At 44.6% G+C, this 24010-nt stretch carries 24 protein-coding genes; 14 read left to right on the top strand and 10 right to left on the bottom strand.

Annotation, left to right across the window (positions count from 1 at the left end):
- Window positions 1-539 precede the first annotated feature (539 nt).
- Genes pgaB through VF412_RS03320 form a run of 3 tightly spaced genes read left to right on the top strand, consistent with a single transcriptional unit; the run spans window position 540 to window position 4016 of the window.
- Complete coding sequence (pgaB, locus tag VF412_RS03330) at window positions 540-2360, top strand: poly-beta-1,6-N-acetyl-D-glucosamine N-deacetylase PgaB (protein ID WP_331337784.1); 1821 nt, start codon at window positions 540-542, stop codon at window positions 2358-2360.
- Entirely contained in the window at window positions 2357-3586 is a 1230-nt protein-coding gene (gene pgaC, locus VF412_RS03325; protein WP_331337783.1) for a poly-beta-1,6-N-acetyl-D-glucosamine synthase, read from the top strand. Before pgaB ends, pgaC begins: the two co-directional genes overlap by 4 nt.
- Window positions 3570-4016: a hypothetical protein gene (locus VF412_RS03320; protein ID WP_331337782.1), complete on the top strand. Its 447-nt coding sequence runs from the start codon at window positions 3570-3572 to the stop codon at window positions 4014-4016. Before pgaC ends, VF412_RS03320 begins: the two co-directional genes overlap by 17 nt.
- Window positions 4017-4070: 54 nt before the next feature.
- On the opposite strand, the gene VF412_RS03315 is transcribed toward VF412_RS03320, so the two are convergent.
- The 3 genes from VF412_RS03315 to VF412_RS03305 all read right to left on the bottom strand — a co-directional run bounded on the left by VF412_RS03315 (window position 4071) and on the right by VF412_RS03305 (window position 5599).
- Window positions 4071-4502 (bottom strand): hypothetical protein, encoded by a 432-nt coding sequence (locus tag VF412_RS03315; protein ID WP_331337781.1) that lies wholly within the window; start codon window positions 4500-4502, stop codon window positions 4071-4073.
- Between the two features lie 79 nt (window positions 4503-4581).
- The gene (locus VF412_RS03310) at window positions 4582-5244 is read right to left on the bottom strand and encodes a glutathione S-transferase family protein (protein ID WP_331337780.1); all 663 of its coding nucleotides are present in this window, start codon (window positions 5242-5244) and stop codon (window positions 4582-4584) included.
- 16 nt (window positions 5245-5260) lie between these two features.
- Complete coding sequence (locus tag VF412_RS03305; protein ID WP_331337779.1) at window positions 5261-5599, bottom strand: hypothetical protein; 339 nt, start codon at window positions 5597-5599, stop codon at window positions 5261-5263.
- A gap of 113 nt (window positions 5600-5712) precedes the next feature.
- Here VF412_RS03305 and VF412_RS03300 point away from each other — a divergent pair, with 113 nt between their 5' ends.
- A complete protein-coding gene (locus VF412_RS03300; RefSeq protein ID WP_331337778.1) occupies window positions 5713-6072 on the top strand; it encodes a hypothetical protein in 360 nt (119 codons plus the stop codon).
- A 66-nt stretch (window positions 6073-6138) separates the two neighbouring features.
- Here the strand turns inward: VF412_RS03300 and VF412_RS03295 are convergent, their stop codons facing one another.
- From VF412_RS03295 to VF412_RS03285, 3 genes are read right to left on the bottom strand one after another with little or no spacing between them, the layout of a single operon-like run.
- The gene (locus tag VF412_RS03295) at window positions 6139-6405 is read right to left on the bottom strand and encodes a hypothetical protein (RefSeq protein WP_331337777.1); all 267 of its coding nucleotides are present in this window, start codon (window positions 6403-6405) and stop codon (window positions 6139-6141) included.
- 42 nt (window positions 6406-6447) lie between these two features.
- On the bottom strand, window positions 6448-7554 hold the full coding sequence (locus VF412_RS03290; RefSeq protein ID WP_331337776.1) for a VOC family protein: 1107 nt from the start codon (window positions 7552-7554) through the stop codon (window positions 6448-6450).
- An 8-nt stretch (window positions 7555-7562) separates the two neighbouring features.
- Complete coding sequence (locus VF412_RS03285) at window positions 7563-8039, bottom strand: hypothetical protein (protein WP_331337775.1); 477 nt, start codon at window positions 8037-8039, stop codon at window positions 7563-7565.
- Window positions 8040-8121: 82 nt separating this feature from the next.
- On the opposite strand from VF412_RS03285, the gene VF412_RS03280 reads away from it, so the two are divergent.
- Window positions 8122-8973 (top strand): LysR family transcriptional regulator, encoded by an 852-nt coding sequence (locus tag VF412_RS03280; protein ID WP_331337774.1) that lies wholly within the window; start codon window positions 8122-8124, stop codon window positions 8971-8973.
- A gap of 334 nt (window positions 8974-9307) precedes the next feature.
- Here VF412_RS03280 and VF412_RS03275 read toward each other — a convergent pair whose 3' ends face one another.
- Entirely contained in the window at window positions 9308-13222 is a 3915-nt protein-coding gene (locus VF412_RS03275; RefSeq protein ID WP_331337773.1) for a tail fiber protein, read from the bottom strand.
- 313 nt (window positions 13223-13535) lie between these two features.
- Between VF412_RS03275 and VF412_RS20040 the strand changes: the two genes are divergently transcribed.
- The 6 genes from VF412_RS20040 (at window position 13536) to VF412_RS03250 (ending at window position 17956) form a co-directional block, all read left to right on the top strand.
- Window positions 13536-13847, top strand: coding sequence for a metalloregulator ArsR/SmtB family transcription factor (locus tag VF412_RS20040; protein WP_349258991.1), 312 nt, complete (start codon window positions 13536-13538; stop codon window positions 13845-13847).
- Complete coding sequence (arsB, locus tag VF412_RS03270; protein WP_331337772.1) at window positions 13847-14893, top strand: ACR3 family arsenite efflux transporter; 1047 nt, start codon at window positions 13847-13849, stop codon at window positions 14891-14893. Before VF412_RS20040 ends, arsB begins: the two co-directional genes overlap by 1 nt.
- Window positions 14890-15309: an arsenate reductase ArsC gene (locus VF412_RS03265; RefSeq protein WP_331337771.1), complete on the top strand. Its 420-nt coding sequence runs from the start codon at window positions 14890-14892 to the stop codon at window positions 15307-15309. The genes arsB and VF412_RS03265 overlap by 4 nt, the downstream gene beginning before the upstream one ends.
- A gap of 89 nt (window positions 15310-15398) precedes the next feature.
- A complete protein-coding gene (locus VF412_RS03260; RefSeq protein ID WP_331337770.1) occupies window positions 15399-16322 on the top strand; it encodes a helix-turn-helix domain-containing GNAT family N-acetyltransferase in 924 nt (307 codons plus the stop codon).
- Window positions 16323-16740: 418 nt separating this feature from the next.
- Window positions 16741-17565: a hypothetical protein gene (locus tag VF412_RS03255; protein ID WP_331337769.1), complete on the top strand. Its 825-nt coding sequence runs from the start codon at window positions 16741-16743 to the stop codon at window positions 17563-17565.
- Between the two features lie 61 nt (window positions 17566-17626).
- Window positions 17627-17956, top strand: coding sequence for a hypothetical protein (locus VF412_RS03250; RefSeq protein WP_331337768.1), 330 nt, complete (start codon window positions 17627-17629; stop codon window positions 17954-17956).
- 207 nt (window positions 17957-18163) lie between these two features.
- On the opposite strand, the gene VF412_RS03245 is transcribed toward VF412_RS03250, so the two are convergent.
- A complete protein-coding gene (locus tag VF412_RS03245; protein WP_331337767.1) occupies window positions 18164-18976 on the bottom strand; it encodes a TIGR02147 family protein in 813 nt (270 codons plus the stop codon).
- Between the two features lie 129 nt (window positions 18977-19105).
- Here VF412_RS03245 and VF412_RS03240 point away from each other — a divergent pair, with 129 nt between their 5' ends.
- From VF412_RS03240 to VF412_RS03230, 3 genes are all read left to right on the top strand, one after another.
- The gene (locus VF412_RS03240) at window positions 19106-19399 is read left to right on the top strand and encodes a helix-turn-helix transcriptional regulator (protein WP_331337766.1); all 294 of its coding nucleotides are present in this window, start codon (window positions 19106-19108) and stop codon (window positions 19397-19399) included.
- A gap of 77 nt (window positions 19400-19476) precedes the next feature.
- A complete protein-coding gene (locus VF412_RS03235; protein WP_331337765.1) occupies window positions 19477-20361 on the top strand; it encodes a hypothetical protein in 885 nt (294 codons plus the stop codon).
- 2 nt (window positions 20362-20363) lie between these two features.
- Complete coding sequence (locus VF412_RS03230) at window positions 20364-21281, top strand: hypothetical protein (RefSeq protein WP_331337764.1); 918 nt, start codon at window positions 20364-20366, stop codon at window positions 21279-21281.
- A 403-nt stretch (window positions 21282-21684) separates the two neighbouring features.
- On the opposite strand, the gene VF412_RS03225 is transcribed toward VF412_RS03230, so the two are convergent.
- Together VF412_RS03225 and VF412_RS03220 are read right to left on the bottom strand one after the other, a co-directional pair.
- Window positions 21685-22542: an oxaloacetate decarboxylase gene (locus VF412_RS03225; protein WP_331337763.1), complete on the bottom strand. Its 858-nt coding sequence runs from the start codon at window positions 22540-22542 to the stop codon at window positions 21685-21687.
- A gap of 594 nt (window positions 22543-23136) precedes the next feature.
- Window positions 23137-23994 carry a hypothetical protein gene (locus tag VF412_RS03220; protein WP_331337762.1) on the bottom strand — a complete coding sequence of 286 codons (858 nt, stop codon included), beginning with the start codon at window positions 23992-23994 and terminating at the stop codon, window positions 23137-23139.
- Between the last annotated feature and the right edge of the window lie 16 nt (window positions 23995-24010).

Here is a 24010-nt window from a genome sequence, read left to right as displayed (position 1 = left end):
TCATCACAGCCGGGTATTCAATCTGCGGCGCTTCTGAAACGGACTAAAGCCTTCGATGACGTGACTTCTTCAGAAAAAGACAAAGACAATAAACTCTTATTTTGAGACAAAAACGACGTTTTTTTGACTAGCTATTTGACAACATATTTCCACTGTCGCGGTTTGCTGAGATACTTAGAAGTAGTTGTTAGTAACGGGTTAGGAAATCAAAATGAAAAAGCATTTCGTTTTTGGATTTGTCTGTCTTGCCTTGAACTCAATTATCTTTTCTTCGATTTTGCTTCCTCAAAAAAATACTGTCGCGAATATCACTCCCACAACACAGAAATCAGAAGCCTCTGCGATTCCAACTGACGGGCCTTGCATGTGGCGGATGTTCGACAAAACACCTCATTTCTTTGTTCATGAGGGCTGCAGGTTGGGCTAGCAAACAGCCCATAGACACCGACTCATGAAACAAACCTATGCAAAAGGGGCCTTGTCTCTCTGAAACGCAGCAGAAGAATCTTCATCTGCGTCTAAAGTTTCGACAGTCGCAGATGCAACTAATTCGTTTAAAGGCCCACGAGATTAAAAAAAATTTAGACGGTTGCGAGATCCTATCCAAAGAGGCCCTCAAAAGGGCTCCCCCATTGACGCCACCAACAAATCCTATTACAAATTTGTCAGTAAAAATCCCTTTATTCCAATTGATGGTGAAAAGAATGGTTTCCACTAACGGCATGAACTTTTTAAAACTGAAATTGAAGTCAGTGCCATTTTTCATTTCATCGTTAGTTCTAACATTCGGTCTTGGTGCCGAAGCTCAACAACTTGTCAGTGCTTCGCAAAAAGTAACTCCGCCAACGGACAACTTTACCACGATTTGCTGGCATGATGTTACGAACGGAAATCCTGGAAATGCCTTTAGCGTCCGTAAGAAAGATCTCATCGAGCAATTTGATTATCTTCGGGCGAACTACAACGTTGTCAGCTTGAAGGACATCGTCGACGCCTCTCAGGGTAAAAAGACATTGCCGCCGAAGGCTGTTCTTCTGACTTTCGATGACGGCCTGGACTCTTTTTATGAAAACGTTTATCCACTTTTAAAAAGTTATAAGTTTAAAGCTGTCTTTGCCATCGTTGGTAAGTGGACTGAAGACGGCGTGACACCCGACTACGGCGTTAAGGACTCTGTTCCAAAAACAGCCAACTGGAATCAGCTTAAAGAAATGTCGGATTCAGGATTTGTAGATATCGTTTCTCACACCTATGATATGCATCAAGGACAAGTATTTAATCCGCAAGGTAGTGAAGCTGCTATGGCGGCTTTCTTTAAATACGATGCTCAGAAAAAATCTTATCAATCCGAAGAAGACTTTACTGCCCGTGCCCTTGCCGACTTGAAAAAGAACAACGAACTTATCAAAAAGCATTTGGGCAAAGACAATAACGTCATCGTCTGGCCTTACGGAGCTTCAAACTCATTGTCACGCAAAGCTGCGGAAGAAGCAGGTCTGACAATTCAAATGAGCTTACGCACTGGACTAAACAGCGTTCACGATCTTGCGCATATTCGTCGCGGTCTTATGTTCTCTGATATGGACATCAATCAATTTGCGCAATCCCTAAAGCAGGCATTTGTTGATCAATCTCCTTTGCGTATGATTCGTGTCGATATCGACAGTCTTTGGAAGAAGACAGAAGCCGAGACAGAACAAAACCTAGGTGACTTGCTTGATAATACTTTAGCTTTGGGCGCTAACGGCGTTCTGCTTCAAGCTCTGTCTGATACAGGCGAGGCATATTTTGCAACGTCGGCCGTTAAAATGCGTGGCGATTATCTAAACCGCGTAGGGCACTCGATGCGCTACCGCGCCAATGTTCCTTATGTGTATGCTCGCCTGCCTCAATCTTTCCTGAAAGATACGTCTATTGCCACAGCAGCGATTCGTGATCTCGCGAAATACACAGACATTGATGGTATTTTCTTTGATATGCGCACGAAAGAAAAATCAAAGGATGTCACAATTCCTTTTGAGACATTCATGGCAGCGGCTCGCACAGTGCGCCCGAACTGGCAATTTGGTTTGATCGGTCAAAAGCCTGTGGATGCAAGCTTGTTTAATTACGTGGTGGTCGCAGCTAAAGACGTTGAAAAAGAAAAGGCTCTTCAAGCTGATTCTGAATACCGACCTGCAAAAGTGGTCGTAGCATTACCGCAGGATTACAAATCAGACGTTCCTACATTGACGACTCAAGGCTATTTAAATCTATTTTATGACGTGAACTTTAATGGTTTTACTCCGGACGCTGAATTCAAAAGTTTGTTTTCAGTTCGCCAGAGCACCTTAAAGCAAAACAAGGCAGAGACAAAATGATCCTCTCTAATGTGTTGAAGATTTTGAAGCTCCTGTTTTTAGTGATTCCTTTTGTGCTTCCAATGATATGGATTCTGGGTGCATTTGTTTTCTACTTCAAAAGAGAAAGAAAGCGTCCCGCATTCACCGAGTTTTCAAATCAACCGTTTACGATTCTAATTCCTTGCTTCAACGAGGAAAAAACGGCGGAAGCGACCATTCGCTCTTTAGATCATTTGCCTTTGGGCAATTATGAGATCATTGCGATCAATGATGGCAGCCGCGATAAAACTCAAATGGTATTAGAAAAGCTTGCGATGATTCGCCCTAATATGCGCGTCATCAACCTGGTGCAAAACCGCGGTAAAGCGGCGGCTTTAACTTTGGGTGCCATGGCAGCTCGTTATGAATTCATTCTTTGTATTGATGCTGACTCTGAGTTGGATGCAGACGCTCCAAAATACATGCTTGAGCACTTCCGTGACCCTCATATTGCCGGGGTTACTGGCAATCCCCGTGTGAAAAATCGCGGAACACTGGTGGGTCGCCTTCAAGTAGGTGAGTTTTCAGCCTTGGTCGGTATGATCAAACGCTATCACCAAACTTTGGGTCGTTTGTTTGCGCTATCAGGTGTTCTTGTGATGTTCCGTAAATCAGCAATCGAGAGCATCGGCTACTGGGACACCGACACCGTGACCGAAGACGTGGGTATCAGCTGGAAGCTTCAAACTTCGGGTTGGACGCTAAAGTATGAACCGAAAGCCACTTGCGATGTTTTGATGCCCGATACCTTAAAAGGTTTATGGAAGCAGCGTCTTCGTTGGGCCCAAGGCGGCTTCGAAGTCGTTCTTAAGCACGGTAAATCTGTCCTTAAGAGCCGTGATACCGGCCTTCGCCTGATTTTATTGGAATATATCTTCTCGGTGACGTGGGCGTTCCTTCTTCCCGTGACTATTACTTGTGCAATTTTCGGCAAGAACATTCACGGAATCAATATTACTTACGCCATTTTGCTTACTGGGGTCATGAGTTTCACGCAGTTCCTTGTCGGTTTGTTCCTGCACGGGCGCTATGAACGCTCAACCGGTTTAGGATTTATCGCAATTTGGTATCCTTTTGCTTATTGGATGATTAATAGTTTTGTGTTATTTGTGGCAATTCCAAAAGTTTTATTTGGCCCGAAACGCCAGTTCAGCTCTTGGATTAGTCCCGACCGCGGTGGAGTTACGTATGCGAAAAATAATTGAGACAGTTAGCACTTTAGCATTATGGGCTGTATGGATCATCGGAAGTGGCATGGCTATTTCAGATTTCATGCACAAAGCCGACGTTGCTAAAAAGATCACGCATCACTTGTGGATCGTAGCTTGGTCACCATTGCTTGCTATCGCTATTTTCGGTGCAATGTTGATTGCAGTACGCCTTTCAAAACAAGAGAACAAGAAAAAGACCATCCCCTGCGAACACTCTGTTCAATGGTCCCATGAAGAGCTGACACACGCTCAAAACGGTAAGGTCGTTGATTTGTACTTCCCTGCCCCAGGCCTTAACTGCCAAGTTGTTGCCCGTGAAGAGGTGGCAGCAGTGCTTCATTCTGAAAATCAGACTGTGCATGTGACTGTAGCAGCTCAGACGAATGATGAGTCTGTTATTGGACTTTTGCATCAGGCATTTTAGATTTTATATTTTAGATTAAAAATAAAAAAGGCAGCTTGCGAGCTGCCTTTTTTATTATTCAGAATCCGGACCGCTGTCCTTTTCATCATCATCTGAATCCGCAGAATCATCCGGCGGAAGTTCGTTCTTACCGTTTTTCAACTTGGCAGTTTCAATCGCGGATGGAGTTTTCGCTAACATTGTATTGCAAGAGCCTTTTGCGCGAAAGAAGTGCTTCCACATCTCTTCACCATCCTTGCCTTTAATCTCTGGAGTCTGCAATTCAGATCCCATATAGGCATTTGCTTTAGAATATTCTTTGAGATGCTTTAACCTGCGTGGGATTTTGCGTTCACCGTCGCACTCGCCCTGAGAGGCTTTTCCACCTTCAACGATAAAGCTGTATGCTTTGGGTGGCCCCTTCTTTTTCGCCAAAGCGAAAGAGCCAGAGTTCATCATCGGTTGTAAAAGAAAAACACTTGCGAAGATCACAATTTTTTTATTCATATAAAAATGCTAATAGCTTCACGAGAAAATAAAAAGCACAAAAGTGAATAATCGCTGTCTTTTTTGACTTACCATTACACTACAAAGCACTTCCACGTGGGATGCCTAAACGATCCTCATAGGCATTAAGCACCTTTACAAACGCAGGACGCTCTTGGCAACGTTGGCGGAACTTTTCGACGTTTGGGTACTTTGGCAGAATTTCGTTTTTACGAAGCTCGCGCAGCACGCAGGTTAGAATAATATCAGCCACCGTAAAATCATTTCCGGTTAAATAAGGTTGCTTCGCCAACATCTGATCAATGGGTCCCAGGAAGCGCGCAAGAATCTCGACATGCCAAGGGCGTTGCGCTTTCATGTGAGGATTCGAATCCCCTTGAAGATCCGCAAATAGAACCGGCAATGCAAAAGGTTCGATATTATTTAACGACGTAATCAACCAGCGATAAACTTGTGCGCGAGGTTGCAAATCCTTTGGAATCAATTTTCCTGATTTTTCCGCAAGGTAAAGAAGGATCGCCCCCGACTCTGCCAGAATGTAACCGTTATCATCGATAACAGGAACTTGCTTAAATGGAGAAATTGGTTCGTACCAAGTTTCGTCTTGAAGACCGTTCGGTCCGCAATCAAGGCCCACGGTTTCATAAGCGATGCCACACTCTTCCATCGCCCACATAGCGCGGATGTCACGGGTATAACCCCAAAGAAATGGCGGAAGCGACTTGAAAACATAGACCTTCATGGCAATACCTATTTTCCTATCGTGCCTTGACGCACTTAAAGTGAAGATAGACGAAGCCTTCTTGACCTTGAGTCGTCGTAGTATCGACGTTATTTTTATTCACAGATGAATTTGAATATGATTGTCCTGTAAATTCTTGCTTGGAATCCTCAGCCAAAAGCAATACGTGCGCCGGTGAGCAATAAGTGTTCATTTCGTCCATGGCTTTCGCACGATTCTTTTCTGCCATAAACCACCCAGTGCTGTAACGGATTGTTCCACCTTTGACTGGAGAGTATGTCTTTCGAACCATTTCAACAGCACAACCTGACAATAGAAATACCGCTGACAATAACACTACTAATGGCTTTCTCATAAATCCTCTGCAAAATTATTTTCTTAATTCTGGAGGGGCTTTAACTTAGAGGCAAGCAATGTAAGCCGAAGGTCCTGTTTAAGTTTGAGAAAATATCTACCGATAAACCCGGTATGGATATGACGCCGTCGAAACTTCAATCTCTGTGTGAAGATATAAAAAAATCTTACTCCCCGAAAAAGGGAGAATTGTTGTTTTTTGATTTAACAACCGGTGATGATCCGCAAATCCTCGAGTCCGAATCAGAGCTCTCTCTAGTTATTGAGTCCATGGTCGCAACAAATAAGCCTTATGTGGTTATAAACTATAAGGGCACAGCCCCACTCATGACCTTGCACGCAGTGAATTTTATCACTCGACAAAATATAGAAACCGGCAAGACGCTGGAAGTTGTCAATGATGGCATGTCAACGGAAGACCTTCTTGCTCTTCGCATGGCCCTGAGGCCTAATAAGAATCTACTGTCTTACTAGGCTCTTAGTAAAATCGCCAGTGCTGAGCTTTACAGCCTTCTCGCCGACTGACTTTAAATCAACACATCATTCGCAAGAAATTGAAATAAGATCAGATAGCATTCCACGATCTTCTACAAATGCTTTTACAGGTTTATTTAGACACCTTATAACTTCTTCGCCAAGCTTCCCTGATATTACATTCATGTCCACTGCGATAAAGCCATTATCTGCCGTTTGAATACCCAGATTACCATCTAAAATCGATAGTGTCCCTGTGTATGAATAACTCTCTGCGAATGCACTCAAAGAAATCAAGGTTACTGCTAATAAAATCATATTCGCTTTTTTCATTTTCTTTCCTTCCTATAAACATTCTTAATGAATGGTCTTAAATTATCTAGTTACGAACGCGTGATCTACCGTTAGCTTCTCAACGAACTGCCGACGGCCTTCGCTTGAACTCAAAACGTCTTTTGCCCAAAAGAACTGACAGCCAAAATTCCTCGCCGCAGTCCAATCAGTTGCAGAATCTCCAACAAACGAAATTAATTCTGCGGGACGGCCTTCCGTAAGAAAGCGAATCCCTGCAAGCTCGGGTTTTGAATACTTAGTCTTAAATCCTAAAACGCGCTTGAAATAGCGATCAATTTCAAGTTTACGAAGCGTCTCTAATGCCGACGTTTGATCTCTCGCTGTCCAGACGACCATTGGAATCCCAAGCTGGTTTATCTCTGCAAGCAGATCACTAACCCCCTCAACTAACCGACAAGGTGCCTTGAACATTTCAAAACCCCATTGTTGAGCAAAAGACTCATGATCTAAATGTGAAAGATTGAACTTCTTCAGAAGATCAGGAAAGTTTGTCGGGAACTCTGCCTGCATCAATTGTTGCGAGGAGACGCCAAGACTTTGCAGCAATCGACGATTGACCAATTCAATCTGGGGAAGTGAATCAATTAAGGTCCCATCGAGATCAAAGATAACAATCTGCTTCTTCCATCGAGGTGATTCTTCCACCTCAATGACTTGGTCAAGAGATGAATAGTGAAACTTCAAACTGATATCTTGCAATGGAAGCACCATCTCTGGATTATAGGGATTATTCCGAATCTCAAACCTTCCTTGCAATGAAGGATAACGCTCTCGCAAAATCTCAAAAGGTTCGTTGATGACATATTCGACGTGTTCAAATCCCAGCCTGTATGGCTTTTGGGGCTGTGGCGCTGGCAATTCGATTAGAGAAATATCGTGCTCGCCAAATTGAATCGGTGTGCGCAAACGAAACGTTGCAATGGGCCTGCCGCGAATCTCGGCTTCGGTCAGAAGTTCATTGGTTTGACTCAAAAATTCTTTCGCTAAATGATACTGATCCATCGTCTTCACTCGGTAGCAGAGGTGATCCGGACTATAAAAAGTCAAATCAATCCCTACAGACTTCGTCTGCGACATGAGGTTTAAATAAAAAGCATGGGCCTGTTGCTCAAGAGAGTTTAAATCCATAAGACACCTCACAAAGATTGGCAGAAGAATTTAGTCACCCCTGCATTGTCGAATTCTGTCCCTACATTGTGAAACTTGACGATTTTTATTGAATAGGATTGGGAATTAATGTCCGAAGGTTCCACGAAAATTTGGATCTGATCGCGAGAATTCAAAGTCACTGATGTCGAACCACTAAAAAGTGATTCTGCACCTTGGAAGCGCCGAAGTTCTATGCGCTGACTTTGCTCTGCCGACTGATTCTGCCACAGGACAAGCGCCTGTTTAACTTCGTATTTATATTCAACCGGGTGACAGTCCGTTGGATCGTCTCCGGGACCGGCATTACATTCGTTGTCGGTTGTACCTGTGAAGATGCTCTGTTCCTGAAGAGAAAGGAATGCTATTTCTGATCCCGCGCTACAACGATAAACCTGATTTGCCTGAGCGCTTGTCTGAACACCAAATTGAACAAAAAGAGCTACAATCAATAATACTGCCTTCATGAGGGCCTCCTAGATTTCAGCCCTTGTATCTTGCATTTTTATGTGATTGTAAATTACATAAAAATCACATATTATGTGATAAATGATTACATATCCAAATCTCTTTCATCTTCGCTATTTTGTTGATGCCGTTGATTTAAATAGCATTAGCCTGGCGGCTAAAAAAAATTTAGTTTCGCATCCTGCGATTAGCAGAGCCATTAATTCATTAGAAAATCATCTCGGGTTGGAGCTTCTTGAGCACAAGAAGAAATCTTTTTCTGTCACTAAAGCAGGCTTTGAGATCGCGGAGCAAGCTCGGGCCTTGCTTGTGTTCGCCGATAACTTCTATTCCAAAAACTTACCAACGGAAGAAGAAGGAACACTGTTGATCGGGATCTCACGCTCTTTATCAGAAATCTACCTTGCTCCCCTGCTAAAAAAGATCAGTGCTGAATTCCCAAAACTGCAAATTCAGGTGAAATTCGGAACCACAAGTGAGATCATCGAGGCCATTGCAAAGAATACTTTGAATCTTGGCATCACTATCGGCTTAAATAAATTACCCACGGTCACCAGCAGGAGCATTAGAACCGGTGAATTTGTATTAGTGAGCTCAAAAGATGCGCGCGCATCCTCCACCGAGTCCTTCATCATGACCGAACCAAGAATTGAAACAGAGTCATTGAAGCAACAATACAGTCGTCATTTCAAGAAAGACCTAAATCTCGCCTATGAAGTTGGAAGTTGGTCCGTCATTAGCGAGCTTGTAGAAAATGGCCTTGGTATCGGCTTGATTCCCGACTTCATGTTGAACTCGAAAAGACACTCAAACTGCAAACAAGTAAAAGCAAAATGGTTTGAATGTCAGTACGAAGTCTTTTTGCACTCATCGAATCGTTCAGCACAAAAACGTTTTACCCGTCGCGCCATCGAGATCGCTGAAGAAATTTAACGCTTAAATAAATGCTCGGAATTAAGACTCGCTTTAGAACATTGCGACTGAATTTACGTTGTTTTTCGGGGTGCGCATTTTCTTCGTGAACATTCCGGAGCGAGTCATATTTTTTGGTATTCAAAATCTGACTTCGACAAATGATCACAAACTGGCCGTGTTCGTTTTCTTGATGTCATGAATGAATCGGATTTTAGACAGCTTGATCCTTCTGTAAATCCTGTCACAGAGCGCTGTCGGGATGGAATGTGTTTACCGGAAAAACCGTTTACGGCTTGTCGTGTTCGAAGAAGCCTTGATTGATGTGGTGCTTACTGGAAGGTCACCAGTCTCACTACTGCCAAACAATAATATTGCGTGTACTTGCATTAAAAGAACAAGTCAGAGTGCCCGCAGTTGTCGACCACTGCACCTTGTAGGTATGACTGCCTGCTGTTGGTGTTTCCATCCACTGGAATGTCATATTTTGTACAGACCCTGAGTTGATATATTGATGAGTTGTCGAAGCAATTACGACGCCATCCTCAAGCAGTTGGAAATATGCATAAGCATTGGAACTGCTACTATAACAGCCTCCGCCATTGACCATGATCAGTGTCGAAGCATTATTGGTTGTGACCGTCACAGACATACTTGGCATGTCCACAAAGCTGGTACTTGTTGTAGTAATTGCTGTAGCTGCGCTCGCCATCGATCTTGCCCCAACCGCAGAGGTAGTTTGGGTCGTGCCATCAGGAAACTTCACACCTCCTGAAGTGGACTCGATTGTCCCAGCAACTGTCAAAGTCGACGCCGGGGATGAGCTTCCAATACCAACATTACTTCCATTTACAGCAATGGGGCTATTCCCTAGTCCCGTCGATGAAGTCCATTGAGGGACATAGTTCGCGGTCCCCGCGCCAGAGCTCGCGACTGTCGTAGCCGAGTTCGTCGCGGTGCTAATACAGTAGGCGACATAAATGTTTTTAGGACGAGTTTCCGAACCTGTTCTTGGAGTCCCGTTGGTTCCATCTGTTACGGCACCTCCCGAACTGTAAGTCATAGGCCCCGTATAAAACTGTCCACCGCCGCCGGTCAGATTCCAACCACTGCTTGAGGCACCGTTGATACTTGCCGTCTGATGGATGTGTCCCTGCATCTGATCGGCTTGAACCGTTCCGATACTATCGCCCGTCGTGCCATCGCCGCGGTTCGTGCGTGAAGATGCGCTTGGATCATTTCCTGAGCTGTTATTCCAACCTCGCAAAAAATAGCCCTGATAATTCGGAATATTGAACGTCGTTGATCCATCGCCAGCACCATACATTGTTCCGATCACTGCAAAAAGACTTGCGTAAGTAGTTCGCGAAACAGCAGCCCCATTTGCAAGCAGCCAACCTGAAGGACAACTCATTGAAAATGCGGAAACCATCCCCGCAGGATCGACAGCACTGCCGCCGCCAACAAGTTGAGACCACGCGCTTCCGTTATAAAACTCAAGAACTGAATTTTGAGAATTGAAACGCAACCACCCCGCAACAGGACTGGATGGCTGTTGTGCCGTCGTCCCCGCAGGCAAAGCAATCGCATCGGTTCTTGAGGCAAGATCTAAGGAAGCTTTGGGGCTTGTTGTTCCAATACCCACATTCCCAGCGCTGTAAGAAATATCACTGCCCGACGTTGCCCATGGCGAATTGGTTGGGATCGTTGAATTACAAATGATACCGCTGCCCGTCCCATCCGACGTACACATTTGATTCGCAATCAGGCCACCAGTCCCGAGCAGAGGAACAGCCCCCGCAGAAGAACCAGTGTTGAGTACGGCCGCAGTTCCTAAACCTAAATTCCCCCGCGCGCCAGCAGCCGTGGAGGCTCCAGTGCCGCCATTTGCAATAGCAATTGTTCCGCTCAAGTCCGTCGCATTGACCGAACTGTTGACCCAAGTCGTCCCGTTGTAACGAATAAATTGACCGCTCGATGGCGAAGTGATCGTCGGCGAAAAAAGACTCGACGGCATCATCGCAGCGGGAAGACGACCGTTGCTATCAAGCTTGGCAATCTTATTGGCGTCACTAACTCCACCGGCCGTGCCCGAGTTTAAAGTCAGCACCGGGGTTGACGTTCCCGTGGCCACCGCAATATCTGTGTTCGCAGATGAAACACTCGTGACAGAGCCACCACCCGCGGTTATATCGACACCATTTATTTTAAAATTTCCAGTGATGTTCACATCACCGGCTACATCCAACTTATAAGCTGGCGAGGAAACTCCTACACCAACATTACTCCCCGCAACCGCCAGAGGGCTATTCGTCAGGTTCGTGCTATTGGACCACATGGGTAAATAATTGACGGTGCCGGTGCCGGCAACAGAACCACTTGCCAGCGGAGCAATTAAACTTCCTGTAAAATAAGTGACGGACTGTCCTGCTGAAATATCATTGCCATCGCCAACCAGCGTTCCAACGTATCCCCACGCTTCGAGATAGTCTGTGGTTCCATTCATATCAACGATGGTGGTAACTTGTGATCCGTTAGTAGAGTTGGTGGCACTATACGCAATCTGAGATCCGTTTTTATAAATATAGGCTATATTGTTGGTTGGCGACGACGCCCGTGTGTACAGCTGAGTGGTAATCAAATATTTTCCAGCGATTGTCGGCGTGTACCGACTGGTGGAAGTGCTATAATTATTATTTGTGTCATAGGAAATGTTATTGAATGTAACTTTCGTTGCCGTGCCCGCAGAAACCGACTGATTTGATCCACTTTTGTAAGCAAAAAATGAGGGCGCTGCCGCAGCCGAAACGGCAGAGCTGACATTTTGCCAGGTTCCATCGCCACGCAGAAATGTCGACGTCGATGCTGTTCCAGTTCCCAGCTGTGCGGTTGCAATCACTCCCGAAGAAATCGTGGAGGCCGGAAGATTGGCAATATTGACACAACTCCAGGCTCCGGTCGGAGACGAAAAATTTAAAGTCTGATTCGAGGCACAGCTCGATGGCATCTGCGAAGATTTAATCAAGGTCCCCGCATCAGATAAACCTGAACTTGCAAGCGTTGCTGGGGTCCACTTAGAACCATTCCACTGAAGTACTTGGTTATTTGTCGGCGTTGTGGAATCAACCGGCTGGTTTTGCAGAGCGACGACTTTGGTAGCACTTTGAGTTCCCGTAACGTCACCAGCAAGTGAGCCGCTAAAGCTTGTGACAGAAATATTCTGACATTGAAAATTACTAGAAACTGAACTCCAATACATTGTCTGACTCTGAGAACATCCTGCCGAGGCGACATAACTGTTGAATGCCGATTGAGTCAGATAAGAACTTAACGACGAACTTAAACCACTGATGTCAGAAGTTCCAAGCGTAGCTGCGAGCCAATTTGTTCCGTTGAATTTGAGAACTTGATTATTCGTCGGGGTCACACTGCTCACGCCGACTCCTTGAATAGCTGCCACTTTGGGACCAGGATATGAACCACTCAGATCACCATTTGCGACAGAGCCCGTTTGCAGAGCATTTATCAACCGTGGATCATTCCCAGCAGCCAACGTATTCGCCGAGGTGCCAACGTTTAATGTCAGAGTCGGTGCACTCGTACCATTAGTGACAGTCAGATAAGAATTGCTCGAGCTGACATTTGTAACAGTTCCGCCATTGCTACCGGAGACACTTGCGCAAGTTAAAGAAGATCCATCCCACGAAAGAAAAGTTCCGCCTGTACATGTAGGAAGTCCTGCCTTCAAAAGAAAATCACTGGCGACATTAGTCCCCAGTTTTTCTGCAGCCAATGCATAGCCCGCGAACGGCACAGAACGAATGGTGTTATCTGGAGAAATCGCCTTCCAACCAGAGCCATCAAAGAATTGAACTTTTAGTTTGCGAACGTCACCACTGGCGGCAGCATAGGTATGTCCTCCATCCGTACATGTATAACCTGCACAAGATCCGCATTGATACGAAGTCGTGTTGTCAAAGGCATTCAAAATTGTAAATCCCGGAGCTGGATAATTTTGGCTGTTGGTACCGATAGAGACATCGAACACGCCACCAGAGTTAACCATGTTATAACCAGCCATGGACTCTTGATACAAAACACAAGTGCCGGAAGGATCTGTCACTTGGAAGATAAAGGAAACGTTACCGTACTCAAGTGGAGTGCCATCAGATTTTAGAATACGCCCCTGGTACGCCAACGATGTCGGCGACGCCATTGCCACATGAGATAGCAAAAGAGATATCCAGAACGTTCCAAAGCCCCACCGCATGAGTAGGTCCTTTCCCTGTTAGCCTATTTAACTATCGGAAATATGAACTAATTTTTTAAGGCTTACGCGGCCTTAGGCTATTTTTATTGATCCCAAAGTGTCCATTTCTGGGAACGTTTCTGGATTAGAGACACTCTAAAAATTAATTCCAGCACTCAGTCGGCTCTAGATCATTAACAGGGGCATAAAAAAACCCGCTTTTGGCGGGTTTGATATTTCGGCGGAGCCGGGCGAATTATCGCCAGATAATTCGGACGGAAACCTCAAACAAACTCGTATTGACCGGATCTAATATTTCCATTATTCTAGAAATATGGAAATATTTGAGGCATTAGAAGCATTCTCTTCTCTTTCACAGGAAACTCGTTTGCGGGTTTTTAAATTGATCATCGAATTTGGTGATAGTGGGCTAGGTCCAAAACAAATGTTGGAGGAGTTAAAAATACCCAATAACACTCTCTCATTTCACTTGTCACATCTGACGAACTCAGGCCTCATCTCTTCGCGACGCGAAGGCCGCCAACTCTTCTACACAGCCAATACCAAATTGGTAAATAACCTAATTGGATTCTTAAAAGAAAACTGCTGCGCTCGTGATCCTAAAAAGCCCGGAAAGAAGTGCTAATGAACTCACGCCTCTCATTTTTAGATCGTTACCTAACTCTTTGGATTTTCATAGCAATGGTCCTAGGAATTGCAATCGGAAGACTTTCCCCACAATTTGCGGCGTCCATAAACTCCTTAAGCTACGGATCCACCTCAGTTCCACTCGCAATTGGATTGATCCTGATGATGTACCCTCCCCTTGCCAAAGTGAAATATGAAGAGCTCGGAAAAGTATTTCTCGATAAAAAGGTGCTGGCCGTTTCTCTAATACAGAATTGGATCATTGGTCCTCTTTTGATGTTCTTCTTAGCCATGGTCTTTTTACGCTCAAACCAAGAGTACATGATTGGGCTCATCCTCATCGGTCTTGCTCGATGTATTGCGATGGTAATCGTTTGGAATCAACTTGCCAAAGGTAGCTCTGAATATTGCGCAGGCCTCGTCGCATTCAATTCGATCTTCCAAATCCTGTTTTTCCCATTCTACGCCTATCTTTTTATTTCAGTTCTTCCACCTCTTTTTGGAATCCACAGCACTGAAATCAACATTACGATGGCGGAAACTGCGAAAGCGGTATTTACCTATTTAGGTATTCCATTTATTGTAGGCTTCCTAACTCGGTACTTCTTAATTAAAAAAAGAGGAACTGATTGGTATCGAAACCAATTCCTGCCAAAGATATCTCCGATCACACTCATCGCACTTCTTGGCACCATCGTTTTGATGTTTTCACTTAAGGGAGATAAAATCTTAGAAGTGCCTTTGGATGTAATTCGCATCGCCATTCCTTTAACTCTTTACTTCCTCATTATGTTCTTCGCATCCATGTGGATTAGTAAAAAACAAGGTATCGACTACGAACGCACGGCTACACTTTCATTTACAGCCTCTTCAAATAACTTCGAACTCGCTATTGCTGTTGCTATTGCGACATTCGGAATTAGTAGTGGTGTCGCCTTTGCCGCAGTTATCGGACCTCTTATCGAAGTACCCGTTCTGATCGGACTTGTTTCAGTATCCCTCTATCTAAAAGATAAATTCTTTTTGAAAAGTGAGACCTTATGAAAATCCTTTTTCTATGTGTAGCCAATTCAGCAAGAAGCCAACTCGCTGAAGGAATTGCAAAATCCATGTTCGGAAATAAAGCCACCATCAACAGTGCTGGCTCCGAGCCGTCCGGGAAAGTTCAACCTTATGCCATCGAAGTTTTGAAAGACATGGGGATTGATATTTCCCGACACTATTCGAAACATTTTGATTCTCTTCCGGTCGGATTTATTGCGGATCTAGGTTACGTCATCACTCTGTGTGCCGAGGAAGTCTGTCCTGTTCTGCCCTCTTTAAAATCCAAGAAGCTACATTGGCCAATTCCAGATCCGACTTCGGTTCCCGAGCCTAATAAGAAGCAAGCCTTCATTAATGCAAGCAAAACAATTCAGGAAAAATTAAATATCTTCGGAAAAGAGCACGGCCTTATTTAGTCACTCTTCCATAAAGGTCTGAAATTTAAAGCCCCCGGGACACAAAGAATATGGTTGCTTTTGGCAACTATATGAACTAAACACGTCGTATGAAAACCGCAGAATTTAATCAGCAGAGAATTCGAAGCTTCAGCCGTGACTTTACGGAACAAATGGGTCTTCTTCGAGAGGAACCCTATGACAGCGAGCTTAATCTGCTCGAATCGCGAATCATATTCGAGCTGAGTTTATACGAAAGCCTGCTCGCCCGCGATCTCGCCGCCATTCTCTCAATCGACAAGGGTTATTTGAGCCGAGTTCTTACGGGAATGAAGAAGAAGCTGCTTCTTAAAACAAAGAGCAACACCTTGGATTCAAGGGAAAAGCGACTTTATCTAACGGCAAAGGGACAGAAGAAATTTCGTGAAATCGATGGCGTATCCCGCGAACGCACACTGAATTTACTCGAGTCACTGGGCGCGCAACGAGGACTTTCCCTTGTTCATAGCCTGACGACAGCGCAGATCGCACTGGGGAAATCTCCAATAAAACCATCCGAGGTTGTCTTACGAGATCTCGAACCAGGAGATCTTGGATGGGTTATCGGTCGCCATGGCGAAATTTATTTTACTGAGTATCAATGGAATATGGATTTCGAAGTCTTGGTCGCCGAGATTGCCACGGCATTCGTGAAAAAACATGACCCCAAATACGAACGCGCTTGGATCGCTGAACTCAGAGGAGTTCGACTCGGCAGCATTTTTCTTGTTCACGAGTCTGACCAAACCGCAAAGCTTCGAATTCTTCTAGTCGACCCCATGGCCCGGGGGCTCGGCATTGGTTCGCGACTTGTACAAGAATGCATAAGCTTCGCAAGAAAAGCTGGATATTCGCGAATAGTTCTATGGACGAATAGCGTGCTTACATCAGCCAGAAAAATCTATCAGGCCGAAGGCTTTCATCTAGAAAAGGAAGAAGCCCATCACAGCTTTGGAAAGAAACTTGTTGGCCAATATTGGGCGAAAGAACTTTAGTGAGAACCTGTTTAACGACTGGAAGAATGACTTCAGCTCCATCCCTGAAGGTGCATCATCACGGGAAGGTCTGGAGTTAGATCTTGGCTAAGTCAAAGATGGTAGATCTCTGGCTCAAAAAAGCAGGGCGTGATTTATGCTTTTCTAAAGCGGCACTCACTCTAGTAGAGTGAAGGCTTTTGCATTTTATTATGGTTTCAACGAGGACAGATTTGCGCAAGCGTACAACCTTGTACTCTAGCCTAAAGGAGAGACCGCCTTAAGAGCCTCCTGACTAATCTTTAGACGGCTCATTTGCAATTAATTCAATTTGACTACTATTTTGCGAGGACCATTTCTTGAAGTGTTCCTCAGGCGGGTATTGGCGCCGCCCTATGGGTGTTTCCCGAGCCTATTCATCAAACAAAAGGAGAAACTCGTGAAACTAGTTAAACGCAGTCTGCTTGTATTAATGATAGTAGGTGCTTCTACCGCTTTCGCTGGAAATGGCGATGTTGAGTCCGCCGGGGAAAGCGCGACATTGGGGTGCAATATTTTTTCGCAAAAGATGGCAAATAATGATCGCTTCAGCAAACAGTTAAATTATAACGACAATGATGACTATCAAACGCATTTGAGACTGAAGGATGGTCTTATAAAGAAGGGGTATCAGTTTGTTTCAAAAGCTACAGATGCAGATGTTTTAATCGTCGAGCCTACCACACATATTTTGCACGTCCATTCGGGAGTTTATGCACAAATTCGCTTGGTCGATCTTGCAACAAATGAAGATGCTGTTTTTCAAGGTTCGTCTTTAAGAGCTGAAAAAGCTATCGATGAAGCATTATTTAAAATCCCAGACTGTAAAGGTAAAAAAGATGCATCCCGAGAAGCACCTAGACTCTCCTCTGTGCGTGCTAACTGTAACTTCTATTCAAAAATGTTGTTGGACAATGACAAAGAAGATGAAGCTGAAGCTGCTGCAAATTCAAAATTCAAAGATATCCTGACAAAGAAGGGTTTTCAGATGGTCGCATCGCCAAGCCAAGCACGTATCCTCATAGTTGACAATGAAACAGGACTGGAAAGGGGCGATGACGTTTCCGAAGCAAGGTTTACAATGATTGATGCTCTTACCGGTGAGTATAAGACATTTGGCGCAGTTAGTTCCGCCATTTTCCTTAGAAATAACGCCGTCATTGGAAAGACCTTAAAAAATTTTCCGACCTGTGCTGAGATCGGTGGGGCTTCTTCTCAGGAATAAATTCCACATTTTGCCTCCAAAATGGCAGTGGATTTATATAACATTTTACAAGGAGATTCTTATGTCTAAAATAGTGATCCTACTTGCAGCTTCGATTTTATCTGCCACTGCCTTTGCCGACGTTTCTCAAGATCCGGATTTAGCAAATGTAGTCCAAATTACAGGTAAATCCGCCAAACAGTTGAATAAAATTCTGGAGACGAATAGCGATGCCAATTTTCATCGAGCCCATTTGCTTGGTAGGGATACGGGAATCATGGTTGAGGATTTATCGGTTGGTAACGTCTTATGCGAACGCAATATTAAGGTAAATCCGGAAGCAGCCGATCCGAATAAGCTCGATGGAAAAGTGACTTGCACGATTACCCTCGAAGGACAAGGTGATCAATAACACTTGTTTCTAATCCCGAGCCTGTTCAAATTCGAACGGGCTCTGAAGTAGAAACATGCATCAGCACGGCCTGCGTTTTCAAAATACTTCGCTAAATGGCCCCGGCCACTTACTGTGCAACTTAAAAGCCCGGGAATGAGACGAATACTGCCGCAAGAACTTGGGCGAACTAGGAAGGGCGTCACGGCGGTTTTGGAACGACGGTAGTTATTTAAGCAAGCTGAAGAAGTCTAAGTTAAATCCATACATGACTTCTTCAGCGGAAGGCTTCACCGTTTCTACGTAGCGCTCAATCAACGCGATCATTTCGCCTCGAAGTTTTTCCGCGTCGGCTTTCGATAAGGTCGATACGGTGGAATAGTGCAAATCGTTCTTATTATTGCTCATCAAAGATTGAATCGCGGCGATACGCCAGTTGGTGTGATGCTGTCGAATAACGGAAGAGTCCCGATTCAAATGCACTTGGGTAAGTCCAGGCTTCAAAGTGCCTTTTGATTCGCGCACGATATCCGCTTGAATCAGAAACAACAACACCTGCCCCACGATATCTTCCGGAATTTTCAAGGCATCGGCAATGGTCTTTGCATCGTCATAGCCTTGCAGACTGACCAGCACATGGGTAGCCACGTAATGCCAACTGCTGTAATAGACGGCTTGATCAGCAGCGGATAACTCCTTTGCATCCCCGACATGGGATTGAATATTTAGATGCTGCTCTTTCAGTGATTTCAATTCTTCATCGAAATGCGTTTGCAATTCCCGTGTGCCTGCGCGGGCTCGCTCTACTAATAGAAGCAAATATTTTTGCTCGGTGGCTTTGAGATTCAAGAATTTTGCGACCTTCAAAGTCTGCTCGAGGCTAAGCTGTGCATTGCCGTTCAAAACATGGGAAATATAGCCACTTTGGCAGCCCAGAGCCTCGGCCAGTTTTGAACGAAAGCCCCGTTCATAACCCCTGCGGGCCTCTTCTGCAAAAGTCAAATAGGCCTTATAGTCCTTAAAATCGTAGACATTTTTCATAATTATTTCAGCATGTTATACGTTTTTTTATTAAAGGTAAAAATAATCTGCACATTTTTACTATATTTAAGTATCGCATATAATGCAATGCATATATTCTCCCTTTCGAACTCAGCAAGGAGAAATGCGATGAGCTCCCACGAACGATTAAGCCAACGCTTAGAACGACTCAGAAAAGCTCAAGGCCTAACGGCGAAAGCGATGGCTCAGCTGATCGAAGTTCCCGAAAGCACTTACCGTGAATGGGAACACGGCCGAGGTCTGAAGCTTCCGCCCTTTCAGAAAATCAGCCAGGTGTTATCAATTTCCGTCACCGAATTGGTATGCGGAGAAATCAGCCCCAATGACGATCTGATTAAGGATCTGACAGAGGCCGAAGAAGGTCTTCGCCGACTGCGCTTAAAATGGACCTCGCGTTTTTAACGCGGAACCCGGATTTATGAATAAAAACGCCAATTTTGGCACGATAAAAGCAAACAAATTAACGAATGGAGTTCTTTATGAAAACAATGACTTGGAGCCTGCGAGCGCTGTTTACTTTGATGGTGATCTTACCGGTAGCTGGCCATGCCCAGAGCGCGGATGATCAAACGGATCTACATGCCTACATGCAAGCGAAGCTATCAACAACTCGATCATCGAAGGATGTGAGTGGTCTCCTCGTAAGAAATGCAGACGAATTGCGAGCATCCATGCAAAGAGGCCTGCAAAAGCAAGCTATGGGCACCAACAGCGGCGGCGGTCAGGGTGATCACGCGATGGCTTTTGCTGAAATTATGCAGAGTCATCCGGGGTTGAAGCCGGATGAGATTTTATTAGAGGCATTTAAGGAAAGCCAGGGGCGCATTCCGACGAACAGAATTATCCATAGAGGTACTCCAGGAGACTCGTATAGCGAAAATTCCGGAAACATCGTTTCTGAACATTATGGCAGCTATACTATTCTTTACAATTTTAGTAAGGACATCAATGACTCTAGGGCCGAGCTTACTCCTGAAAGTATTTATATCGGCAAAACTAGCATTCGGACCCAACAAGACGTGTCTTCGGCAACAGAAGATAGCGGTCCTCTCGTGCCAGCTACTAAACCTTTAGAAAAGCCCTGGACAATTAATTTGGGAATAAATTTTGATCGCAATGAATATGCGAGTCTAACTGGATTTGGTGGTGCAAATATTTATACTTCATCAACTGGATTAGTAACCGCTGAGCCCGGCGCACCAAATCTGGAATTTCGCCAATACAGTGCGGACATCGTCGTTTGGGTATTGAAGGCGGATCCCGTTAGACACAAATGTTTCAATTTGCCAAAATCTTCGGGCAGCTCACCAAATGTCAATGGCTATTGCGCCATCGGATATTTCTGGAATAAAGGGCAGAACTAAACATGACTCTGAAACGAATTCTCTTCTTCATCACGACTTTCCTCCTCGCGGTTTCTTCCGAAGCCGCGCATGGAACCTCGTCTGATTTGAATTCGCTAATTCAAGATGCTCGCAGTTTTCTGTGTGCTAAATCTTTCTGCTTAACAAAACCAGTCACCGTCGTTGTGGAAAATAGCGACGATTATTTTGCGTTTTATCATGCTCAGCAAAATAAAATCTCGCTGTCCCCGACTCTGGATGCGGCCGAAACCCAGCTGGATCTGGTGCATGAATTCACCCATGCTTACCGTCATCAGTTCAATACCAATGAAGTGGCGTGGTTGGATGAGGGCCTAGCGAAATTAATGGAATATCAATATGGTGGCGTCTGGCCTGTCAGTTACCAAGAACGCCTGCGGCACAATCCCCGCATCGTCCTTAGCAATGATCGCCGTGTCGATTTTAGCCGTGGTGGTGATGGGTATCCTTCCTCTTTTTGGTTGATGATTTATTTGTACAATCATTTGGGTGGTGAAAAATTCTTGAAGAAAGTGCTCGAATCACCTTTCAGTGGCTGGGACAACATCGAAAGGGCAGCACGCGAACTTCAAGCCAGTGGTGATATCAGTGAACCCGTGGCCTTCTTGAAGCGTGATCAAATTCTGTTCGCGTTTTCGGTGGCCTTGTTTTTAAATGACGAGTTCGCAATGAAGTACGGTCTTTTTTCGATTGATACGCACTATGAACCGCTTGCTCAAGCAGCATGGAACGATTCCAATAATTTGGCAGAAAAAGAAAAAACTACGATCAACTATTTTAAGAATTTTATTTCTACCGATGGTTGTGAAACGTATTCTGTGCGTGGGCACGGCGCTAGTGCCGTGGTTTCCGTTGCCCGCAGCGGGTCTGCCGGGGACGCTTTTATTCAGCTTTGTTTTTAGTATTTACGTCCAAAGTTGGAAGTGATTTTGGCGTAACGTCTCAGTTCTAGATTCAAATGCTTTGGACCAAGCAATGTGTTGGAAATGCATAGACTTATAATTCATGCCCATATCGCCTACCTGTGAGTAGGTGGTCGTCAGCTCTAACTATTTATTGGATAATCAGAAAAATTTGGTGGCGAGAGGTGGAGTGGGGCTAGCACCAGGAACCACGTTAGTCAGTCCGAAGCTGCCTTCGAGGTCAATAAAAATAAAAAAGGCAGCTCTACGGCTGGCTGAATTCGAAGCTGAAGTCTTGAAACTAAGAGGAAAATTAAAAAGCCCGCAATCGTGGTCGCGGGCTTGATCGATGAACTTTATCCTGGGAGTTCCTATTGACTGGGCGACGTGAAAATAAGGGTTTCTATGTGCCGTTATACTCGAATTTCAAAAAACTTTTAGTTTGGATGATTTCTTCTCGCTCTTGAAATGTGGCAAGCTGGCCTGAAATTGAAGAACTATCACCATTTGACGCAATAGCCTTAAGCGCAATTTGTACGGCTTTGATTGCTGCACGTTGCAAGTCAGACGGAATGATAATGAGATTGTATCCTAATTCCTTAAGGCGATCTTTTGGCACAAGAGGAGTTTTTCCCCCATAAAACATATTCATCAGTTTTGGCCCTGGAATCGCGCTCGCGATCTTCTCAATTTGCTCTATAGATGTTGGAGCTTCGACGAAAATCATATCGGCGCCTGCGCTTACGTACTCCTTTGCTCGAACGAGCGCTGGTTCGAAGCCCTCAACCGCAATGGCATCAGTTCTAGCAATGACAAGTGTGTTTTTATCTTCGAGACCTTCCCGAACCGCTGCAATTTTATGACACATTTCTTTTGAAGAGATGAGACCTTTATTATCAAGATGCCCACATCGTTTGGGAAATTCTTGATCTTCGATGTGAAATCCTGCCACCCCAATTTGCTCAAAAATCTTAGCTGTCCTTCGTGCGTTAACTGCCGAGCCAAAACCCGTGTCCGCATCGGCAATGATGGGAAGCGAAGTAATTTCCGTCATGATTCGAAGTCGGTCAGCAACCTCGCTTAAAGTCATCAGTCCAATATCGGGATAACCCGCTGCTCTCGCCATCGCTCCACCGCTCGCATAAACGGCGGAGAAGCCAGCTTGCTCAATAAGTTTGGTCGTTAGACCGTCAAAGGCTCCTGGCGCTACGAGCGGCTCAGAGCCAGAAATAAGCTTTCTAAGTATCGCAGATTTTTTCATTTGATAATTTCAACAGAGAGTCAGCCCGCAGGCAAGCAGTGACCATTAAGGGAATAAGGCCATTCAGGGGAAATACCTAAATCAAGATAAGCTAGAACGGGAACTCGTTCCTGCGAGCGTTTGCCGTCTTTGTACGACTGTTTGTACAAAGTCCAACCACTATCTTTGATTTTTTTAGATAATAAGATCCCAAACTGCCTCCGAAGCGCTAACTTGGGGCTTAGTTTGCAAAATTTGATGCCAGATTCAAATCAAACGTAATGAGGAATGACTAAACCGCCTACCCGTGGGTAGGTGGTCGTCAACCCTAACTATTTGATTTACTGAATAATTAGAAAAGATTGGTAGTGAGAGGCGGACAGCCACCACATACCCAACGATGTAGTTTATATATGGCCATGGAGGTACAGCGCAAGACCCTTACCATGCGAATGCGCGGCGTCATTATTCTTTATATCATATCATTGTCGATTTCTGACGAACGATGGCTTAACTGAAGTTGTTTTAGGTGGAGCGTTGGAAAAAGACGCCTCTGGCAGCATCCTCGTGAGATCAAGATCTGATTGAGTGAATATTGGTGTTCTTATTCAAAAATTACTTCGCTGACAGTCCAACTATGAACTGACCATATTCGCAAAATAGAGAAACACCTTCCCAGTTTAAATCGAAGGCAACACTGCCGTCCTCAGTCGGTGCTTCAACAACCTGTGCTTTTAGAATCCTTTGCCATATTTGGTCGGCATGACGAATCGATTGTTCTGCCGAAATCTTGTCATCTTTAAAACCATAGAAATCTCGAACCTTACCAAACTGCTTTCTTTGAATAGATTCTGGGATCAAGAAGGTAAAATATCTTCTTAGGGCTTCCAGATCTCCTATGGAAGCAAGGTGCAAAGGATATAGGACTTGGCCGTTCCCGAGTTTCCACCCATCGTCTGAGAGGCCATAAAACGTTTTTAGACTTAGGTTATGATAAGCCGTAGAGTTCGAGGCATCCATTTCTCCGAAATATAGATTTTCGACCGTGGTTGTTAGACTCTGGTCATTCCATTTAGCCGTTAGAACCGGCGCTATTTTTGGAACTAATAGGGCCGATCCACTTTTCGGGTCCATCAGGATGAGAAGATTTTTTTTTGCAATATTATGCCATGTATAGCTATCAACCTCATCCTTAGGAGACGCGGGGAGATATCCGGTATTTTGATAATATGCCTTTGTCTCTTTAAAATTCCCAACTGCCGATGGAACAAACTGAGTAAACCTGACTTGAGCATATTTTCTCTCGCCACCAGCGTTCATAATATATTTCTTAAAGTCTACAAAATCAGAATTGAAGCCGTCGTTTCCATCAACTTCTGGATTTGGTTCTGAGGCATCTGCCAAGAAGTGCAGAACAAGGTAATTACGTGCAGTTTGAACAAACTCTCTGCGTGCCGTTGCAAACTTATCCACGGCTATGTCTGGAGGA

Source organism: Bdellovibrio sp., from assembly GCF_036384735.1.
Classification (GTDB): domain Bacteria; phylum Bdellovibrionota; class Bdellovibrionia; order Bdellovibrionales; family Bdellovibrionaceae; genus Bdellovibrio.
The sequence above is the reverse complement of the archived record's forward strand: the minus strand, read 5'-3'. Positions and strand labels throughout refer to the sequence as shown.

Excerpts from the sequence above, each read along its gene's own strand:
- pgaB (WP_331337784.1), top strand. The coding sequence starts at position 540 with ATGCAACTAATTCGTTTAAAGGCCCACGAGATTAAAAAAAATTTAGAC.
- VF412_RS03240 (WP_331337766.1), top strand. The coding sequence starts at position 19,106 with ATGAGCTCCCACGAACGATTAAGCCAACGCTTAGAACGACTCAGAAAA.
- VF412_RS03230 (WP_331337764.1), top strand. The coding sequence starts at position 20,364 with ATGACTCTGAAACGAATTCTCTTCTTCATCACGACTTTCCTCCTCGCG.
- VF412_RS03285 (WP_331337775.1), bottom strand. The coding sequence starts at position 8,039 with ATGAAGGCAGTATTATTGATTGTAGCTCTTTTTGTTCAATTTGGTGTT.
- VF412_RS20040 (WP_349258991.1), top strand. The coding sequence starts at position 13,536 with ATGGAAATATTTGAGGCATTAGAAGCATTCTCTTCTCTTTCACAGGAA.
- VF412_RS03280 (WP_331337774.1), top strand. The coding sequence starts at position 8,122 with ATGATTACATATCCAAATCTCTTTCATCTTCGCTATTTTGTTGATGCC.
- VF412_RS03265 (WP_331337771.1), top strand. The coding sequence starts at position 14,890 with ATGAAAATCCTTTTTCTATGTGTAGCCAATTCAGCAAGAAGCCAACTC.
- VF412_RS03260 (WP_331337770.1), top strand. The coding sequence starts at position 15,399 with ATGAAAACCGCAGAATTTAATCAGCAGAGAATTCGAAGCTTCAGCCGT.
- VF412_RS03235 (WP_331337765.1), top strand. The coding sequence starts at position 19,477 with ATGAAAACAATGACTTGGAGCCTGCGAGCGCTGTTTACTTTGATGGTG.
- VF412_RS03315 (WP_331337781.1), bottom strand. The coding sequence starts at position 4,502 with ATGAATAAAAAAATTGTGATCTTCGCAAGTGTTTTTCTTTTACAACCG.
- arsB (WP_331337772.1), top strand. The coding sequence starts at position 13,847 with ATGAACTCACGCCTCTCATTTTTAGATCGTTACCTAACTCTTTGGATT.
- VF412_RS03225 (WP_331337763.1), bottom strand. The coding sequence starts at position 22,542 with ATGAAAAAATCTGCGATACTTAGAAAGCTTATTTCTGGCTCTGAGCCG.
- VF412_RS03305 (WP_331337779.1), bottom strand. The coding sequence starts at position 5,599 with ATGAGAAAGCCATTAGTAGTGTTATTGTCAGCGGTATTTCTATTGTCA.
- VF412_RS03275 (WP_331337773.1), bottom strand. The coding sequence starts at position 13,222 with ATGCGGTGGGGCTTTGGAACGTTCTGGATATCTCTTTTGCTATCTCAT.
- VF412_RS03250 (WP_331337768.1), top strand. The coding sequence starts at position 17,627 with ATGTCTAAAATAGTGATCCTACTTGCAGCTTCGATTTTATCTGCCACT.
- pgaC (WP_331337783.1), top strand. The coding sequence starts at position 2,357 with ATGATCCTCTCTAATGTGTTGAAGATTTTGAAGCTCCTGTTTTTAGTG.
- VF412_RS03245 (WP_331337767.1), bottom strand. The coding sequence starts at position 18,976 with ATGAAAAATGTCTACGATTTTAAGGACTATAAGGCCTATTTGACTTTT.
- VF412_RS03290 (WP_331337776.1), bottom strand. The coding sequence starts at position 7,554 with ATGGATTTAAACTCTCTTGAGCAACAGGCCCATGCTTTTTATTTAAAC.
- VF412_RS03310 (WP_331337780.1), bottom strand. The coding sequence starts at position 5,244 with ATGAAGGTCTATGTTTTCAAGTCGCTTCCGCCATTTCTTTGGGGTTAT.
- VF412_RS03300 (WP_331337778.1), top strand. The coding sequence starts at position 5,713 with ATGGATATGACGCCGTCGAAACTTCAATCTCTGTGTGAAGATATAAAA.
- VF412_RS03295 (WP_331337777.1), bottom strand. The coding sequence starts at position 6,405 with ATGAAAAAAGCGAATATGATTTTATTAGCAGTAACCTTGATTTCTTTG.
- VF412_RS03320 (WP_331337782.1), top strand. The coding sequence starts at position 3,570 with ATGCGAAAAATAATTGAGACAGTTAGCACTTTAGCATTATGGGCTGTA.